The organism is Rhodococcus sp. NS-SX18, assembly GCF_057367935.1.
Genome location: NZ_CM170633.1, coordinates 4647674 through 4664249 on the forward strand (window position 1 = coordinate 4647674; position 16576 = coordinate 4664249).

Annotated in this window: 13 protein-coding genes; 8 read left to right on the forward strand and 5 right to left on the reverse strand. The window is 73.7% G+C overall.

All coding sequences use genetic code 11. The annotated features are described in order from the left end of the window. Entirely contained in the window at window positions 1-186 is a 186-nt protein-coding gene (locus AC2IPW_RS21250; protein WP_003939212.1) for a rubredoxin, read from the forward strand. Further along, the gene (locus AC2IPW_RS21255) at window positions 183-1421 is read left to right on the forward strand and encodes an NAD(P)/FAD-dependent oxidoreductase (protein WP_486375609.1); all 1239 of its coding nucleotides are present in this window, start codon (window positions 183-185) and stop codon (window positions 1419-1421) included. Before AC2IPW_RS21250 ends, AC2IPW_RS21255 begins: the two co-directional genes overlap by 4 nt. Window positions 1422-1552: 131 nt before the next feature. Here the strand turns inward: AC2IPW_RS21255 and AC2IPW_RS21260 are convergent, their stop codons facing one another. Beyond that, window positions 1553-2161, reverse strand: coding sequence for a TetR/AcrR family transcriptional regulator (locus tag AC2IPW_RS21260; protein WP_054371341.1), 609 nt, complete (start codon window positions 2159-2161; stop codon window positions 1553-1555). A 66-nt stretch (window positions 2162-2227) separates the two neighbouring features. After that, window positions 2228-3403 carry a glycoside hydrolase family 3 N-terminal domain-containing protein gene (locus AC2IPW_RS21265; RefSeq protein WP_003939227.1) on the reverse strand — a complete coding sequence of 392 codons (1176 nt, stop codon included), beginning with the start codon at window positions 3401-3403 and terminating at the stop codon, window positions 2228-2230. Window positions 3404-3528: 125 nt separating this feature from the next. On the opposite strand from AC2IPW_RS21265, the gene AC2IPW_RS21270 reads away from it, so the two are divergent. From AC2IPW_RS21270 to AC2IPW_RS21285, 4 genes are all read left to right on the forward strand, one after another. Then, window positions 3529-3996, forward strand: a complete 468-nt coding sequence (locus AC2IPW_RS21270; RefSeq protein WP_010593519.1) for a universal stress protein — start codon at window positions 3529-3531, stop codon at window positions 3994-3996. A 44-nt stretch (window positions 3997-4040) separates the two neighbouring features. After that, complete coding sequence (locus tag AC2IPW_RS21275) at window positions 4041-5123, forward strand: isochorismate synthase (RefSeq protein WP_486375610.1); 1083 nt, start codon at window positions 4041-4043, stop codon at window positions 5121-5123. 148 nt (window positions 5124-5271) lie between these two features. Next, a complete protein-coding gene (locus AC2IPW_RS21280; RefSeq protein WP_003939230.1) occupies window positions 5272-5445 on the forward strand; it encodes a DUF2613 domain-containing protein in 174 nt (57 codons plus the stop codon). Further along, complete coding sequence (locus AC2IPW_RS21285) at window positions 5426-9733, forward strand: alpha-(1->3)-arabinofuranosyltransferase (RefSeq protein WP_486375611.1); 4308 nt, start codon at window positions 5426-5428, stop codon at window positions 9731-9733. The genes AC2IPW_RS21280 and AC2IPW_RS21285 overlap by 20 nt, the downstream gene beginning before the upstream one ends. On the opposite strand, the gene AC2IPW_RS21290 is transcribed toward AC2IPW_RS21285, so the two are convergent. Beyond that, window positions 9669-10838, reverse strand: a complete 1170-nt coding sequence (locus AC2IPW_RS21290; RefSeq protein ID WP_003939232.1) for an acyltransferase family protein — start codon at window positions 10836-10838, stop codon at window positions 9669-9671. The genes AC2IPW_RS21285 and AC2IPW_RS21290 overlap by 65 nt on opposite strands. A gap of 191 nt (window positions 10839-11029) precedes the next feature. On the opposite strand from AC2IPW_RS21290, the gene pgfA reads away from it, so the two are divergent. Continuing rightward, window positions 11030-12250, forward strand: a complete 1221-nt coding sequence (gene pgfA, locus AC2IPW_RS21295) for a cell envelope lipid trafficking protein PgfA (protein WP_040784329.1) — start codon at window positions 11030-11032, stop codon at window positions 12248-12250. An 89-nt stretch (window positions 12251-12339) separates the two neighbouring features. Here the strand turns inward: pgfA and AC2IPW_RS21300 are convergent, their stop codons facing one another. Further along, window positions 12340-13566 (reverse strand): polysaccharide biosynthesis protein, encoded by a 1227-nt coding sequence (locus AC2IPW_RS21300; RefSeq protein WP_486377048.1) that lies wholly within the window; start codon window positions 13564-13566, stop codon window positions 12340-12342. Between the two features lie 90 nt (window positions 13567-13656). On the opposite strand from AC2IPW_RS21300, the gene AC2IPW_RS21305 reads away from it, so the two are divergent. After that, window positions 13657-15414: an MmpA family trehalose lipid delivery protein gene (locus AC2IPW_RS21305; protein WP_486375612.1), complete on the forward strand. Its 1758-nt coding sequence runs from the start codon at window positions 13657-13659 to the stop codon at window positions 15412-15414. Here AC2IPW_RS21305 and AC2IPW_RS21310 read toward each other — a convergent pair. Then, the gene (locus AC2IPW_RS21310) at window positions 15319-16554 is read right to left on the reverse strand and encodes a glycosyltransferase family 4 protein (protein ID WP_486375613.1); all 1236 of its coding nucleotides are present in this window, start codon (window positions 16552-16554) and stop codon (window positions 15319-15321) included. The two genes, AC2IPW_RS21305 and AC2IPW_RS21310, sit on opposite strands and share 96 nt — an antisense overlap. Window positions 16555-16576: the final 22 nt, after the last annotated feature.

Genomic DNA, 16576 nt, shown 5'->3' on the forward strand with positions numbered 1-16576 from the left:
ATGACCACCGACTACAAGTTGTTCCGTTGCCTGCAGTGCGGATTCGAGTACGACGAGGCCGAGGGCTGGCCCGAGGACGGCATCGAGCCCGGCACCCGCTGGGACGACATCCCCGACGACTGGTCCTGCCCGGACTGCGGCGCCGCCAAGTCCGACTTCGAGATGGTCGAGGTCAGCCGGACGTGACCGAGACGATCGTCGTCGTCGGCACCGGGGTGGCCGGCGCGACCGCCGCACAGACCCTGCGCAAGGAAGGCTTCACCGGCCGCGTCGTGCTGATCGGCGAGGAGGCCGCACTGCCGTACCGGCGGCCGGTGCTCTCGAAAGACCTGCTCGCCGGCAGCATCACCGACGAGAAGGCGCAACTCGAACCGGCCGGCTACTGGACCGATCACGACATCGAACTGCGCACCGAGACCCGGGTCGTCGAACTCGACCCGGAACGTCACCGGCTCCGGCTGTGGGACAACGAGATCGTCGACTACGACGCGGTGATCCTGGCGACGGGCGCCCGCGCCCGCCACCTCGAGCACGACGCCGGGGACAGGGTGCTGAGCCTGCGCACGGCGGAGAACGTCGCGCCGCTGCGGGCCGCGATCGCGGCGCACCGATCGCTCCTCGTCGTCGGAGCCGGCCTGATAGGCTGCGAGGTCGCTTCCACCGCAAGGGAATTGGGAGCCGAGGTCACGGTGCTCGAGAGCGCGCCGTCGCCGCTCGCCCGCATCGTCCCGCCCGCGGTGGCCCGGATGTACGTCGGTCTGCATGCCGAACACGACGTGCCCGTCCATACCGGCGTCGCGCTGCGCTCCCTCGCCGGGAGCGACGACGGGGTGCACGCCGTCGCGGAGGACGGGCGCTTCTGGACGGCGGGCTCCGCTCTCGCTGCGGTGGGTTCGGTGCCGGACACCGCGCTTGCCCGGGCGGCCGGGCTCACCGTCGGTGACGGCATCGTCGTCGACGAGTCCTACCGCACCTCGGCCGCCGGGGTGTACGCCGCGGGCGACGTGACCGAGCAACCCAACCCGGTGCTCGGCGGCCGGCACCGCACGGAGAACTGGAACAGCGCCCGGGCGCAGGGCGTTGCCGTGGCGAAATCCGTACTCGGGCAGCCGCTCGACGCCGCGGAGGTGCCGTGGGGCTGGTCTAACCAGTACGGGCACAACCTGCAGTTCGCCGGCTGGTCCCGGCACGACGACGACTACGTGGTGCGCGGGTCGATCGAGGACCGGGACTTCACGGCGCTCGCGCTGCGCGGCGACCGCCTCGTGGGCGCGATCGCCCTCGGCCGTCCGAAGGACATCCGCACTGTGCGCCGGCTCGTGGCCGCGAGCGCGCCGATCGATCGCGCCGCGCTCGCGGACGAGTCCGCCGCACTGGACGACGTCGCCGGTCGGGGCGCGGCCGTGCCGGCCTCGCTGTAACGGGAAGCCACCTCGGCTCGCCCGGGCGAGGTCCGGGCGCCTGCTCCTTCCGCCGACCCCCCATCCGGCGGAAGGACCCCCGGTTCCGTCGGGGTCGTCTCCGGACGGCCCCGACGGGGCCTCGGGGCTGCTCAGCCGTGCTGGTCGGTGCGCTTCTTGCCGGCCAGGCCGCGCCAGGCGAGGTTCTCGAGCAGATCGGCGGCCTTCTCCACGTCGATCTCGCCGCCCGCGATGCGGTCGGCGACCGCCTCACCGGCGCCGACCAGCGCCACCGCCATGATGACGAAGTCCGTCCCGGGCTCCGGGTCGCGGGTGCTCGACTCGAGCAGATGCGCGGTGAGCTCGATGAGCCGGTCCCGGCTGCTGCGGACCTGCCCGGCGAACGCCTGCTGCGACATCGCCTGGCGGTAGAGCACCATCCACGAGTTGCGGTGGGCGTCGACGAATCCGAGGAACGACTCGAGCGCCACCCGCAGCTGGTCGCGCGGCGTGAGCCCCGGGTCGCCGGCGGGTGTCAGCGCCTCGACGAACCGCTGTCCCTCCCGGCTGATGCACGCGGCGAACAGTTCGTCCTTCGAGCCGTAGTACAGGTAGAGCATCGGCTTGGAGATCTGCGCCCGGGCCGCGATGGCGTCCATCGAGGTGTTGTGGAATCCGTTCTCGGAGAAGACCTCCACCGCGGCATCCAGCATCTGCTGTTCCCGCACCGCGCGAGGCAGTCGCTTGGTACCGCCGGCCATGTCTCCTCCAAGTCCCGATGCTCCGATTCCTTACCCTAGAGTAAGGATGGGGTTTCCGACGTCGATTCAGCAGTCCAGCGCGCCCTTGGCGCGCGCGACGGTGCGTACCGCGTCGTCCACCCGCGCGGCCGGCAGCGCTCCCGTCGCCACCGCCTGCTCGAGATGGTCGAGCACCCGGGGGACGTCGTCGGTGGACAGCCACAGCGCCTGATCCACCCCGGCGGCGAGCGCCGCCTGCACCGCCTCGGTGATGTCGTAGGTATCGGTGATGGCCTGCATCCCCGACAGGTCGTCGGTGAAGACCACCCCGTCGAACGGCGGGGCGCCGTAGCCCGTTCCGGAGCGCAGCAACTGCACGGCCTGCGGGCTGATGCTCGCCGGTAGACCCTCGGTCAGACCGGGCACGTCCAGGTGCCCGAGCATCACCGCGACACCGGAATCGACCAGCTCCCGGTACGGCACCAGGTCCACCTGCTGCAACTGGTCGAGCGGCGGCGCGGTGACCGCACCGGTGTGCGAGTCGCCCGACGCCGAGCCGTGGCCCGGGAAGTGCTTGAGCACCGGCAGGATTCCCGCATCGCGCAGCCCGCGCGCGTAGGCGTCGGCGTACTGCACCACCACCTGAGGATCGGCGGAGAAGGACCGGTCGCCGATCACCGCGTCGTCGGGCTGGCTGCTCACGTCCACGTCGGGCGCGAAGTCGACGGTGACGCCGAGCTCGCGGAGCTCCCGGCCCCGCTCGAGCGCCATCCGGTAGGTCTCTTCCACCGTCATGGTCTGCGCCGTCACCCGCGCCGACGGATCGGGACCCAGCAGTGCCCCGACGCGCGAGACCCGGCCGCCCTCCTCGTCGATGGTGACCATCAGCGGCAGCCGGCTCGCCGCCGCCACCTGCGGGATCTCCCGGTTCGCCAGCATCGACACATCGGTCCAGCTGCCGACGAAGATCCCGCCGATCTGTTCGGACTGCACCGCCTCGAGGGCGTCGGCCGTGCCGGTGACGCCGACGTTGAGCAGCTGCGCGAGCCGCTGCCGCACCGTCAGCGACGCGAGTAGCTCGTCGCCGCACGCCGGCGCGGCAGACGCGGTCGCCATCGGGGCGGGCGACGGTGGCGGCGCGACGGCCGAGGTGTCCGTGGGCGGCGGCGTGGACTCGGCAGCCCGGGGAGCGTCCTGTCCTCCGCACCCGGCGACGGCGAGGACGGCCGCGACCGCGACGGTGAGGGTGTGACGGATCCGCATGGCCTCCGACGGTAGCCGACCACCACCGTGGCGGTCCCCACGACCCGCGGCGGCGGGTGGTCCCCACGGCCTACGACGGCCGGTAAAGTGTCCCCCAAGGACCGCCACGACAGCAGGGATTCGTGATGCCCGCAGATCTCATCCTCATCGCCTACGACGGCTCCGAGAACGCCAAGCGGGCCGTGGAATATGCGGGGAGATTCCTCGCCTCGTGCCGCGCCGTCGTCGTCACGGCCTGGGAACCGATGGTCCGTCAGGCCGCCCGCATGTCCGGGCTGTCGGGGGTGATGCAGCCGGAATGGGTCCCCGACGAGGAGACCGAGGACGTCGCACTCACCGACGCGAAGGTGATCAACGCGGAGGGACTCGACCTGGCCCGCTCCGCCGGGCTCGCCGCGGAGGGCCGCACCCTCGAGGTGGTCAGTGCCGTGTGGACCGCCATCGTCGAGGCCGCCGACGAGCTGAACGTCGACATCATCGTCACCGGCACCCGCGGCACCACGGGCCTGCGCTCGCTGCTGCAGTCGTCGGTGGCCGACCATGTGCTGCGGCACAGCCATCGGCCCGTGCTGATCGTCCCGCCGGGACGCTAGCCGCGGCGCGAACCGCACGCGGGCGGGGATATCGTCGACCCACCATGGACGGTTTCCTCCTCTCCCGCGCCGATCGCACCGTGCACGCCACCGGGACGCGCCGCCGGTTCACCGACATCGCCGAGGCCTCCCTCGCGTTGCGCCGCGGGGAGGCCGACCTGATCGTGGGCGCCCTGCCCTTCGATCCCGAGCGTCCGGCCGCGTTGACCCAGCCCGAAACGGCCGAGGTGACCGGCACGGCCTGGCAGCCGCCGGACACCCTGCCCGACCTGCCCACGGTGCGGATCGCCGCGCAGACCCCCGAGCCCGAGCAACACGTCGCGCGGGTCGCGGCGCTGCGCGACCGGCTCGGCCGCGGCGAACTCGACAAGGTCGTCGCCGCCCGCTCGGTCACGCTCGTCGCGGACACACCCGTCGACCCGCTCGCCCTCGCGGCCCGGATGGCCGAGCGCCACCCCACCGCCCACGTCTATGCGGCGGATCTGAGCGCCGCCGGCGAGCGGTACCGCGGTCACACCCTGGTCGGTGCGACGCCCGAGCTGCTGGTCAGCCGCCGCGGCGACGCCGTCACGTGCCGTCCGCTCGCCGGCACCGCCGCGCGCTGCGCCGACCCGGACGCCGACCGGGAGGCGGGCCGGCAGTTGCTCGCCTCGGCGAAGAACCTCGCCGAGCACGCCTTCGTCATCGAGTGGATCCGCGCCCGCCTGGCCCCGCTGTGCGATGACCTGCAGATCCCCGGCACACCCGTGCTGACCGCGACGAGCGACGTGTGGCACCTGGCCACCCCGATCACCGGCACCCTGCGCGACCCCCGGACGGACGTCCTGACCCTGGCCGCCGCGCTGCACCCCACCCCGGCCGTGGCCGGCACCCCCACCGAGGCCGCGCTCGCCGCGATCCGCGGCACTGAGGGCGACCGTCGCTTCTACGGCGGGGCGGTGGGGTGGTGCGACGCGAACGGCGACGGGGACTGGCTGGTGGCGATCCGCTGCGCCGAACTCAGCGCCGACGGCAGGCGCGCCCTCGCGTGGGGCGGCGGGGGCATCGTCGCGGCATCCGATCCGCAGGCCGAACTCGACGAGACCACCGCGAAGCTGCGCACACTGCTGGGCGTGCTCGGCCTCTAGGCCGCCACGAGTGGAGCACGCCACAGTTGTCCCCCTACGGGTGATACCTTGACGCGGAGCGCGACGACACCGGGTCGGACCCGGCGACGGCGCGCGCGACGGATGTCGGCTCACACGGGAGCCGACGATGGACGATGGGGAGATGGGTATGGCGAAGTTCGTGGGCCCGGGCCTGGCCAGCGCGGCGATCGGTGCCGTCCTCGGCGCCGTGGCGGTGTTCGGCGTCACGGCGGCGGTTCAGGAGAACACCCGCCCGCAGGTCGACCGCAGCGGCAACGCCGATTCCTCCCTGCTGAACCAGGTTGAGTACGGCAGCCGCTGACGGCGCCGTCCACGCGACGAGTTCACGCACTTCCCACGGCACGGCACCCCACCCCGGTGGGGCACCGTCCGCCGACCCCTTCTCCAGGCGGTGGTTGTACGGGGCCGCCGTGGTGTCGCTGCTGCTGGCGTTCGCGCAGGCCCCCGGCCTGATCGTCGCCGACACCAAGTACGACCTGACCCAGAATCCCCTGGGATTCCTCGCCCGCGCCGCCCACCAGTGGAGCAGTATCGCGCCGCTCGGCCAGGTCCAGAACCAGGCGTACGGCTACTTCTTCCCGCACGGTTCCTTCTTCGCCGTCGGCCAGCTCCTGCACATCCCGCCGTGGATCACCCAGCGGGTGTGGTGGGCGCTGCTGCTGCTCGCCGGGTTCTGGGGCGTGGTGCGGCTCGCGGAGGCGCTCGGTGTCGGCAATCGTGGCTCGCGGCTGATCGCCGCGGCGGCGTTCGCGCTCTCCCCCCGCGTGCTGACCACCCTGGGATCCATCTCGTCGGAGACGCTGCCGATGATGCTGGCGCCGTGGGTGCTCCTGCCGCTCGTGCGCTACCTCGACGGCGACGGGTCGTATTCCGCTCGTCGAACGGCAGCTCAGTCCGCCGTCGCCGTCGCACTCATGGGCGCGATCAACGCCGTCGCCACCGTCGCCGCGTGCCTCGTCGCCGGGCTGTGGTGGCTGGCGCACCGCCCGAACCGGCGCTGGTGGCGGTTCACGCTGTGGTGGATCCCGGCCTGCGTCGTCGCGGTGCTGTGGTGGATCGTGCCGCTGCTGCTGCTCGGCCGCGTCAGTCCCCCGTTCCTGGACTACATCGAATCGTCCGGGGTGACCACGCAGTGGACCTCACTGGCGGAGGTGCTGCGCGGCACCGACAGCTGGACCCCGTTCGTCTCCCCCGAGCGCATCGCCGGCGCGGTGCTGGTCACCCAACCGGCGGCAGTCCTGGTCACCGGGCTGCTCGCGGCCGCGGGCCTGGCGGGACTGGCGACGCGCTCGATGCCCGCCCGGGGGCGGTGGACGCTGATCCTGTTCGCCGGCATCGCCGGGCTGGCCGCCGGGTACGTCGGTGACCTCGGCTCGCCGATCGCCGAGCAGGTCCGGCTCTTCCTGGATTCGACCGGCGCCCCGCTGCGCAACGTGCACAAGCTCGAGCCGCTGGTGCGGTTGCCGCTCGTGCTCGGGCTCGCGCATCTGCTGCGCCGGGTGCCGCTGCCCGGTGCGGTGCCGTGGCGGCAGGCCCGGACCGCGTTCGCGCACCCCGAGCGACAGCCGATGGTCGCGTTCACCACCCTGATCCTCGTGGCGCTGACCCTCGCGACGTCGCTGGCGTGGACCGGCCGGCTCGCCCCGCGCGGTGCCTACGATGCGGTGCCCGGATACTGGCACGAGACCGCCGCGTGGCTCGACGAGCACACCCGCGGGGAACGCGCGCTGATCGTGCCGGGCGCACCGTTCGGCAGCCAGATCTGGGGCCTGACCCGCGACGAGCCCATCCAGGCCCTCGCGTCGACGCCGTGGGCCTCCCGCGACGCCGTGCCCCTCGTGCCGCCGGGTGCGATCCGGGCCCTGGACTCGGTGCAGCGGCACATCGCCGACGGCCGGCCCACCCCGGGGCTGGCGGCGACGCTGCGCGGTCAGGGCATCGGATATGTGGTGATCCGCAACGACCTCGACCCGGAGACGTCGCCGTCGGCGCGGCCGGTGCTCGTGCACCGGGCGATCGAAGGTTCCTCCGGGCTGGTCCGGGTCGCGGAGTTCGGCAACGAGATCACCCGGAACTTCGAGGAGGGCTTCACCGCCGATTCCGACCTGCGGCCCGCGTACCCGGCGATCGAGATCTACCGCGTGGACCTGCCCGGCGCCCCGGTCGGGCCGTACGCGGTGGACGCGGCCGACGTGCCCCGGGTGCAGGGCGGCCCCGAGGCCCTGCTGCGCCTCGACGACGCCGAGCCGGGCAGCACCGGCCCCGCCCTGCTCGCCGCCGACGCGAACCGCGCCGGTCTGCCCGTCGACGACGTCCTCGTCACCGACACCCCCACCGCCCGCGAAACCGACTACGGCCAGGTCGACCACCACAGTTCGGCGATCCGTGCCGCCGGTGACCCGCGGCGCACCTACAACCTCGTGCCGGACTATCCGGTGCCGGACACCGACCTCGTGCACGCCGAATGGGAGGGCGCCCGGATCAGTGTGTCCAGCTCCGCGGCCGACGCCACCCAGCTCGGCGGCACCTCCGTGGGGAGCGGACCGGCGGCCACCGTCGACGGCGATCCCACCACCGGCTGGCACAGCAACGGCCTCGAGTCCGCGGTCGGCCAGTGGCTGCAACTCGACCTGGACCGGCCCCTCGAGGCCGGGCTGCTGCGGCTGAGTACCAGCCCCGGCGCGCTCGGCCCCGCCGTGAAATGGCTCGAGGTGACCACCGACCGCGGCAGCACCGCCGTGCGCGTCGAGAAGCCCGGCCGCGAACAGACCGTGGCGCTGCCGCTCGGACGGACGACCTGGATCCGGATCACCTCCACCCGCACCGAGGACGGGTCGGTGGGCAACCAGTTCGGGCTGACCGAGGTCGCGGTGGACGACTTCACCGACCGCGACAACCCCCGGCCCGTCGAGATCCGGCAGCGGATCGTGTTGCCGGACGTCGTCGCCGGGGCGACGGTGCGGGGCTGGAATCTCGGTCAGGAACTGCCCGGACGCGGCGGCTGCGTCGACACCCCCGATCGGGTGCGGTGTGCGCGGGGTCTGGCCGTCGCGGCCGAGGAGCCGAACCTCTTCACCCGCACCCTGTCGGTGCCGGAAGCGACGTCGGTGGCGCCGCAGCCGTGGGTGCGGGCCCGGCCCGGCCCGGCCCTCGCCGAGATCGTCGCGCTGCCGGACCGGGTGGTCGCCCGCGGCGCCGCGGACGTCGTCGACCTGCAGGGCTCCGCGTTCGCCGCGACCGACGGTGATCCGCGGACCACGTGGACGGCGTCGGAGGAGTCGGTGCGTCCCGGCGCACCGCGACCGACCGTCACGCTCGACCTGCCGTCCCCGCAGCTGGTGACCGGCCTGGAGGTGGCCGCGGGCCTGGGACCGCTGCCGGCGCGCCCGACCCGCGTCGCCGTCGACCTCGGCAACGGACCCCAGGTGCGCGACGTCGAATCATCAACGGCGACAATCGATCTCGAACCACATGTGACGGATCGGGTGGTGCTCGGCCTGGTCGACTGGGAGGACGTGCTGGACCAGACGGTGCTCGGCTTCGCCAAGGTCGTCCCGCCGGGTCTGGCGGAAGTGACCGTCCTCGGCCCGGACGGTCCGATCGGCCCGCAGGATTCGGTGTACGACCGGCAGGTCACGGTCGGCTGCGACACGGGCCCGGTACTCACCGTCGACGGCCGCAGCTACCGGACCTCGGTCACCGCGACCGTCGCGGACCTCGCCGCCGGCGTCGAGGTGCCGGCCACCCTGTGCGACGAGACCGTCGCGCCGCTGCCCGCCGGGCACGTCGACGTCGAGATCGATCCGGGTCAGGCGTTCACCGTCGGGACGGTGCGGCTCCCGGTTCCGGGCGCCGCGAGCCCGCCGGCCCCCGAACCCACCGAACTCGCCGTCGGCACCTGGACCGAGAACCTGCGCGAGCTCGAGGTGCCTGCGTCCGAACGGGACCGGATCGTCGTCGTGCCGGAGAGCACCAACGTCGGCTGGGTCGCCACGGCCGCCGACGGCACCGAGCTGACACCCGTGGTGGTCGACGGCTGGCAGCAGGGCTGGGTCGTGCCCGCCGGCACCGGCGGCACCGTGACGCTCGAGTTCGCCACCGACCGGTGGTATCGCCTCGGCATCTTCGGCGGTCTGCTCCTGCTGCTGCCGCTGTTCGCGCTCGCGGCGTGGCCGCGCCGACGCCCCGTCGCCGATCCGGGGCCCGCGCCCCGGGTCTGGGGCAGTACCACCGTCGGGTTCGCCGGCGTGCTGGCCGTCGCCGTCCTCGCGGCCGGCGCGGTGGGGGCGGCGACGACGATCGTGGCGGCAGCGGCGATCGTGGCGGTGGGTGCGCGCTGGGGCCGCGACGTGGCGGCCCGCACGCTGGTCGTCGTGACCGGATGCGCCACCATGACGGCGATGGCGTTGCTGTCCACCGGGCCGTGGCGGGCCCCGGGCGGCTACGTCGGGCACTCGTTCCTCGTCCAGTTCGCCGCGCTGTGCGGGCTCGTCGCGCTGGGACTCGCCGCGCTGCCGGTCTCGGTCAGGGCGCGGCGGAGTCTGCGACGCGTTCTGCGGTGGAGGCGACGCGGCTCTGCCGACGCCTGACCTCCCGGCGCACCGGTTCCTCGACGAGGGCGTAGCTGACCGACGCGACGGCGATGCTCAGCACGAGGGTCACCGCGAGCACGAACCAGAAGTCGCCCTGGAACGGGATGATGCCGAAGACCGGGAACACGATGGACAGCACGGCCAGATGCCAGATGAAGATGCCGTACGACCATCGGCCCACGGTCAGCGCCGGTCCGCTCGCCAGGATGCGGTGCTCGGCGCGCGGCGCCAGGACGAGGGGCGCGAGCAGCGCGAAGCTCATGAGCGCACCGAGCAGGATCTTGCCGTTGTACTGCCACGGATCGATCTTCACGAGTCCTTCCGGCCCGCCGAGGGCCGTGGTGGACAGCGCGAACGCGGTCACGGCGACCACCGCCATGAGCACCCGGTGCGCCGCGAGGCGGTGCACCCAGGTCCGCTCGCCCGTCACGAGCTCCGCGAGCACCATGCCGGCGGCGAACCACGGCAGATAGCCCGGCAGCCAGTTGTCGTGGTTGATGTGGCCAGGGGTGGGAACCGGCAGCCACGCCCACACCAGCGACAGCGCACTCAGGGCGAGGAGCAGCGGGACGCGGAACCGGGCCCGTTCGCCACGCAGACCGGCGAGCGCCGCGGCGAACAGCGGCAGCAGCAGGTAGAAGGCCACCTCCACCGACAGGCTCCACATCTGGGTGAGCCCCTCGGTGAGACTCAGCGGCACGAACACCTGCACCAGGGTCAGGTTCGCCAGCCACAGCCGCCACCCGCTGCCGGCCTCGGGCAGCAGGAGCAGCACGATGCACACCACCACCCAGTAGGCGGGCAGGATGCGGGTAGCCCGGGACAGCAGGTAGCGCCCGGCGGGCGGCGCGGCCCCGAGACCCCGCGCGGCCGCCGCGTGCGGCCGCCACAGCAGAAAGCCCGACAGTGCGAAGAACAGGGCGACGGCCAGGTCGAACCGCCCCCAGATGCGGCCGAGCACCGGGTCGTGCACGGCGCCGGTCTGGAATGCCACATGCGTGATCAGGACGCCGACGGCCGCGAATCCGCGCATGCCCTCGAGCGCCGGCAGGAAGCCGGAGACGGCGGGAGCCGAGGCGGTGGGCGGGGCGCTGCTGGTCATCGACGACAGTCTGCCCGGTCGCTGCGGGGCGGGGAAGCCGGGATCTCGAGTCCGAACGGTGGCGCGCGCCGGGCGGATGCCCTGTTAGTGTCTGGGCTCACGTGGTATTCGCGAGCCGGATGCCAGGCGATCCGTGCAGACCGGCTGCCGGTGGGGGTACTCGATGGAACCGTTGAGTGAGGAGACACAGCATGGCTGAGCGTTCGGGCTCGGGCCGGAAACTGGCATTGGTATTGGTGGGCCTCGGCGCCTTCCTCATCGTCGCGGCAATACTGATCCCGACGTACACCGTCGGCAAACTCGCCAAGACGCCGCTGGACCTCGAGGTGACCACGGTCGCCGAGGGCACCGGCGACATCCTCAACGCGCGGGCGCTGCTGTCGGGGCGGGCGCAGGTCGACACCGACGTGCCGATCGTGGCGCAGCGGTTCGTCACCGTCGAGGACCCGGCGGATGCGGACATCATGACCCTGCAGGCGGGCCAGACGGTCCGTCGTCTGGACATGCAGGGCGACACGGGTCTGGTCTCCGCCACCGTCGACCGGGTCACGGTGGACCGGGTCAGCGGCATGCCGGTCACCAAGGAGGAGAACCCGGACGCGGTCAGCACCATCCAGACCTCGGCCACGGCTCCCCCGACGGAGATCCCGGACCGCGACGGCCTGCAGTACCGCTTCCCGTTCGGCACCGAACAGAAGTCCTACCCGTACTTCGACCTCAATGCGCGTGAGACCTACCCGATCGACTACGTCGACGAGACCGAGATCAACGGCGTGAAGGTCTACCACTTCCGGCACGAGATCGAGCCGGTCGACCTGTCCGCGGTCGATCCGTCGGTGCCGACCTACAAGCTGAGCCTGCCCGCCTCGACGTGGGGTGTCGAGGGCGGCGAGACGCCGGTGACCATGACCCGCTGGTACACCAACGTTCGTGACCTGTGGGTCGAGCCGGAGACCGGCGTCGTCATCAAGGGCCAGGAGCAGCAGTACCAGTACTACGCCCGCGAGGCGGACCGTCCCGAGGTGACGGTGCTGCAGGTGTCCCTGCCGTTCAACGAGGACACCATCGAGTTCCAGGTGGAACAGGCCAAGAACGGTATCGACACGCTGAACCTGTTCGGTCGCACCGTGCCGATCATCCTCGGCATCCTCGGCCTGCTCGCGCTGATCGCCGGCATCGTGCTCGGCCTGCGCGGTGGCAGCGGCCGCACCGGCCGTCCCGTCGCCGCGACGGGTGGCCCGACCGCCCCGGCCGGACCGGCCCACGCCGCCCCGGGCCAGCGCGACTGGACCAGCGACCGCACCGAGGAGATCCCCCGCACGGACGCTCCCCCGCAGCAGCGGGACTGGACCACGGACCAGACGCAGGAGATCCCGCGCACCGACCTGCGCAAGGAACCGCCGCAGCAGTAACTACCCGGCCGATGCCCCTTCCGATCCGTTCGGGAGGGGCATCGTCGTGTGACCGAATGTGACATCGCGTCGGTTGGATCGAACGGATGTCACATTCGGTCAGAGGGGGCGGGCCTCGTATCCGGCCCGACGGTGCGGGCGGCGCGCACAGCGAGAACGGAGACCACCGCGGCCGTCGTCGCCGCGACGGCCACCGCGACGAGCACGAACTGCCGCGTGGTGGTGGCGACGGTGAGCATGAGCGCGGCCTCCGCCGCGAGACCGACCCACGCGACGGCCGCGAGGTGGGTGCGTTCGCCGGCGATCGCGGACAGCAGCGCGCCCTGCAGGACCGCCAGGCACGCCCCCTGCAGTGCGAACAGCCACAGCAGCGACTGCACCGGGGCGTACGCCTCACCGACGAGCAGCGGCACCAGCGGCGCGCCCACGGCTGCGCCCGCGACGAGCGCCGCGCCGATCCCGACGAGGACGGTCAGGGCTGATCGGACCGCGGCCGCGGACTGGGCGGGGTCGGCCATCCGCGGGTACAGCACCACCCCGACCGCCTGCGGCAGCCAGAACGCGACCTTCGTCGCGACGGCGCCGAGCGCATACAGTCCCGCGTCCCGCGGGTCGAGCACGGTGCGGGCGAGCAGCAGATCCAGCGACGTCAGCGCGATCAGCGCCAGCTGCACCTGCGAGGCGCGCAGCACCGCGAGCACACCGACTACCGGAGTCGCACCGGATCCGGGGCCCGCCGGGGAGCGCGACACGAGCGTGGCGGCCGCGGCCGCGACGAATCCGGTACCGACCGCACCGGCGAACAGCGCCGCCCCCGGCCCGCCGCCGACGGCGAGCACCGCGACGGCGGGCACGACCTTCGCCACGCCGGCCGCGGCGAGAACGACGCTGAGCGCGCCGAACCGTCCCCGGCCCTGCAGCAGGCCCTGTTCGGCGGCGAGCAGCACGAGCAGGGGTGCGGTGACGAGCGAGCCGAGAGCCCCGGCGACGCTGGTGTCGAGAGCCCACGCGACGAGGGGCGCGACGGCGAGCGCGACAAACCCGGCGAGGCCGGCGCAGCGATACCCGAGGCGGCGCAGAGCCGCGGTGCCGGCCCCCCGCACGGTCTCCCGGGCGACGACGGTCTGCAGGGCGAGGGCCGGCACCGCCAGGACCAGCTGGGCGGCCAGCAGACTGGCGAACTCGCCGTATCCCGCGGGCCCGAGCCACTGGGCCGCCGGCAGGTGCAGCAGGTAGGACGCCAGGTTGGCGGTCATGGCACCGGCGGTCACCATCGTCATCCCGGCGACGGCGGTTCCGGTGGCCGAGCGCGGCATCTCAGGTCGCGGCATCGGACCATGGTTGCACGCGGCAGGTGCGGGCGACGAGGCGCCGGGAGACCGGCGCGGGATGGGTATTGTGCGGCCATGCCCAGGCCGGTGTCGCTGCGTCCCGCTGTCCCGGCCCTCTACAGCCTCGCGCTGGCGGCCGTGGTGCTCGGGCCGCTGCTCACCTCCCCCGGCTACCTGCTGTTGCGCGACGCGGTGAGCACTCCACGGTCGTTCCCGACGGACTCGGCGCTGGGCCTGACCGATGCCGCGGCGCGGGCCGTGCCGCAGGACGCGCTGCTGGCGTCGGCGAGTTCGGTGGTGGACGGCGGTCTGGTGGTGATCGCGTTGCTCACCGGCGCGCTGTGGGCGGCCGGCTGGGGCAGCGCCCGCCTGGTGGCGGTGCTGTTGCCGACGGCCGGGCTGCCGGCCCGGCTGGTGGCGGCGACGGTGGGCGTGTGGAACCCGTACGTGGCGGAACGGCTGCTGCAGGGGCACTGGAGCCTGCTGGTGGGCTACGCGGCGCTGCCGTGGACGGTGGTGGCCGCCGTGGCGGTGCGGCGGGGCGCCCGCTCCGGGTGGCCGGCGCTGGCGGTGTGCCTGGGCGTGGCGGGCCTGACCCCGACGGGTGCGCTGCTGGCGTCGGTGACGGCGCTGGCCGTGCTCGCGCCCCCGGGTGGGCGGTCCCGGCTGGTGCCGCGGCTGGCCGGTGCAGTGGCGCTGGCGGGTGCGGTGGCGGCGCCGTGGCTGGTGGCGACGGCCGTGTCCGGCGGTGCGGGTGACGGGTCGGATCCGGCGGGGGTGCGCGCCTTCGCGGCACGGGCCGAACCCGCGCTGGGCACGCTCGGCAGCGTGGCGGGGCTCGGCGGCATCTGGAACGCCGACGCGGTGCCCGCGTCGCGGACGACGGTGTGGGCGCTGGTCGGCACGGCGGCGCTGCTGCTGGTGGTGGCGTGCGGGGTGCCGGCGCTGTGGCGGCGGCGGCGCAACCCGGTGCTCGGCGTGCTGACGGCGCTGGCCGCGGTCGCGGTGCTCGGTCCGGCCCTCGCGGCGACCGGGCCGGGGCTGCAGGCCGGCGAGTGGGCGATGGTGCACGTCCCGGGTGCGGGTCTGCTGCGCGACACGCAGAAGTGGGTGGCCTGGGCGGTGCCGCTGTACGCGCTGGCCGCGGCGGCGGGGGTCGGCACGTTGCACGCACGCTTCGGCGGGCGAGCCGGCGTCTGGGCCACGGCGACCGCACTGACGGTGCTGCTGGCCCTTCCGGACCTGGCGTGGGGCGTGGGTGGACGCGTGCGTCCGGTGCAGTATCCGGACGCGTGGCAGCGGGTCGCGGCGACGGTCCCGTCCGGCGACGGCGATGTGGCGGTGCTGCCGGCCGGCATGTTCCGCCGATTCGAGTTCAGCGGCGCCGCACCGGTTCTCGATCCGGCCCCCCGGATGCTGCGCGCGGACGTGCTGCAGTCCGGGGAACTGGTCGTCGCCGGCGGCACCGTTGCCGGCGAGGGCCGGGGGGCCGCGGAGGTGGAACGCCTGCTGCTGGCGGGGGCGGCACCGGCCGACCTCGCGGCCCACGGCGTGGGATGGGTGCTCGTCGAGCACGGCACGCCCGGGGATCTCGGCGACTCGGCCCGCACGCTCGAGCAGCTCGAGCCGGTGGTCACCGACGCCGCGCTGTCGCTGTACCGGGTGCCCGGGGTCGCCGGGACCCCGTCGGACGACCGGACGGCGGCGCTCGCCGCGCACGCGCTGTGGGCGGCGGTGTCAGCAGGCGGGCTCGTGGGCCTGCTGGTCCTGCGACGGCGCGTCCGGCGCCGCGAGCATCACGGCGGTCGGCGCCGGGCGCGGGAACAGTCCTGAGACGCGACGGCCCGCGGCCGTAGCGGCGAGCACCTCGTGCACCCCGTCCCCGGTCGCGGACCAGGAGAACTCGGCGGCGCGCACCCGGGCCTTGCCGCCCAGGGTGCGGCGGCGGTCGGCGTCGGCGAGCAGGTCGGCGACGGCACCGGTGAGCTCGTCCGCGGAGTCGACGAGCACGCCGGTGACGCCGTCGATGATCGAGTCGGTCAGGCCCTTGGAACTGCGGTAGCCGATCGTGGGCACACCGTGCTGGGCGGCCTCGACCACGGCGAGCCCCCAGCCCTCCTTGCGGGACGGCATCACGTGCACCCAGGACCGGGCGAGCAGTTCGTGCTTGCGGTCCTCGGCGACGTGGCCGTGGAAGGTGACGGCATCGGTGATGCCGAGGTCCGCGGCGGCCGCGCGCAGGTTCCGCTCCCACCAGCCGCCGCCGATGACGTCGAGGTGCAGGCCGGGGACGCGGTCGCGCAGCGCGGCGACGGCGACGAGGGCGTCCTCGATCTGCTTGTGCGGTACGAGCCGCGACAGCACGCACACGGTGGGGTGCGCGGTGCGGGTGTGTTCGTCGCCGGGCTCGACGCCGGCGGGCACGGCGTCGGCACCGTTGCGCACGACGGCGATGCGGTCGCGGTCGACCCCGAGGGCCATCAGCTCGTCGGCGGACGGCAGCGACACGGTCAGGTACTGGTCGTCGCGGTGCACGCGCGGCGACAGCGTGGACTCGATCCACCAGCCCAGGGCGGCCATGACGCGGCCGGCGACGGGCCACTGCTCGCGGTGGCAGTGGTGCACGAGCACGGTCACGGGCGCCCCGGCGACGAGCCGGGAGAAGAACGGGATGCCGTTCTGGGTGTCGATCACCGCGTCGGGCCGGAGGTGGCGCAGCGGGCCGAAGCCGAGACGCCCGGCGGCGATCGCGGCGAGAGCCCGGGGATAGACGGTGAGCCGTCCGCCGCCGCGGCTGACGGTGATGCCGTCGATCTCGTCGCGGCGGGGGGCACCGGGGTAGGCGGCGGTGCGAAGGGTGACGCGGATGCCGCGCGCGGCGAGCTGGGCGCCGACCTGCTCGAGGTACCGTTCGCTGCCTCCGCCCTGGGGGTGCCCGGTATCGCGCCAGCACAGCAACAGAACCTCGCGCACGTGGCGACCCCCTGTGGTTCGT

Excerpts from the sequence above, each read along its gene's own strand:
- AC2IPW_RS21265 (WP_003939227.1), bottom strand. The coding sequence starts at position 3,403 with ATGCGGATCCGTCACACCCTCACCGTCGCGGTCGCGGCCGTCCTCGCC.
- AC2IPW_RS21290 (WP_003939232.1), bottom strand. The coding sequence starts at position 10,838 with ATGACCAGCAGCGCCCCGCCCACCGCCTCGGCTCCCGCCGTCTCCGGC.
- AC2IPW_RS21250 (WP_003939212.1), top strand. The coding sequence starts at position 1 with ATGACCACCGACTACAAGTTGTTCCGTTGCCTGCAGTGCGGATTCGAG.
- AC2IPW_RS21300 (WP_486377048.1), bottom strand. The coding sequence starts at position 13,566 with ATGCCGCGCTCGGCCACCGGAACCGCCGTCGCCGGGATGACGATGGTG.
- pgfA (WP_040784329.1), top strand. The coding sequence starts at position 11,030 with ATGGCTGAGCGTTCGGGCTCGGGCCGGAAACTGGCATTGGTATTGGTG.
- AC2IPW_RS21305 (WP_486375612.1), top strand. The coding sequence starts at position 13,657 with ATGCCCAGGCCGGTGTCGCTGCGTCCCGCTGTCCCGGCCCTCTACAGC.
- AC2IPW_RS21280 (WP_003939230.1), top strand. The coding sequence starts at position 5,272 with ATGGCGAAGTTCGTGGGCCCGGGCCTGGCCAGCGCGGCGATCGGTGCC.
- AC2IPW_RS21270 (WP_010593519.1), top strand. The coding sequence starts at position 3,529 with ATGCCCGCAGATCTCATCCTCATCGCCTACGACGGCTCCGAGAACGCC.
- AC2IPW_RS21260 (WP_054371341.1), bottom strand. The coding sequence starts at position 2,161 with ATGGCCGGCGGTACCAAGCGACTGCCTCGCGCGGTGCGGGAACAGCAG.
- AC2IPW_RS21275 (WP_486375610.1), top strand. The coding sequence starts at position 4,041 with ATGGACGGTTTCCTCCTCTCCCGCGCCGATCGCACCGTGCACGCCACC.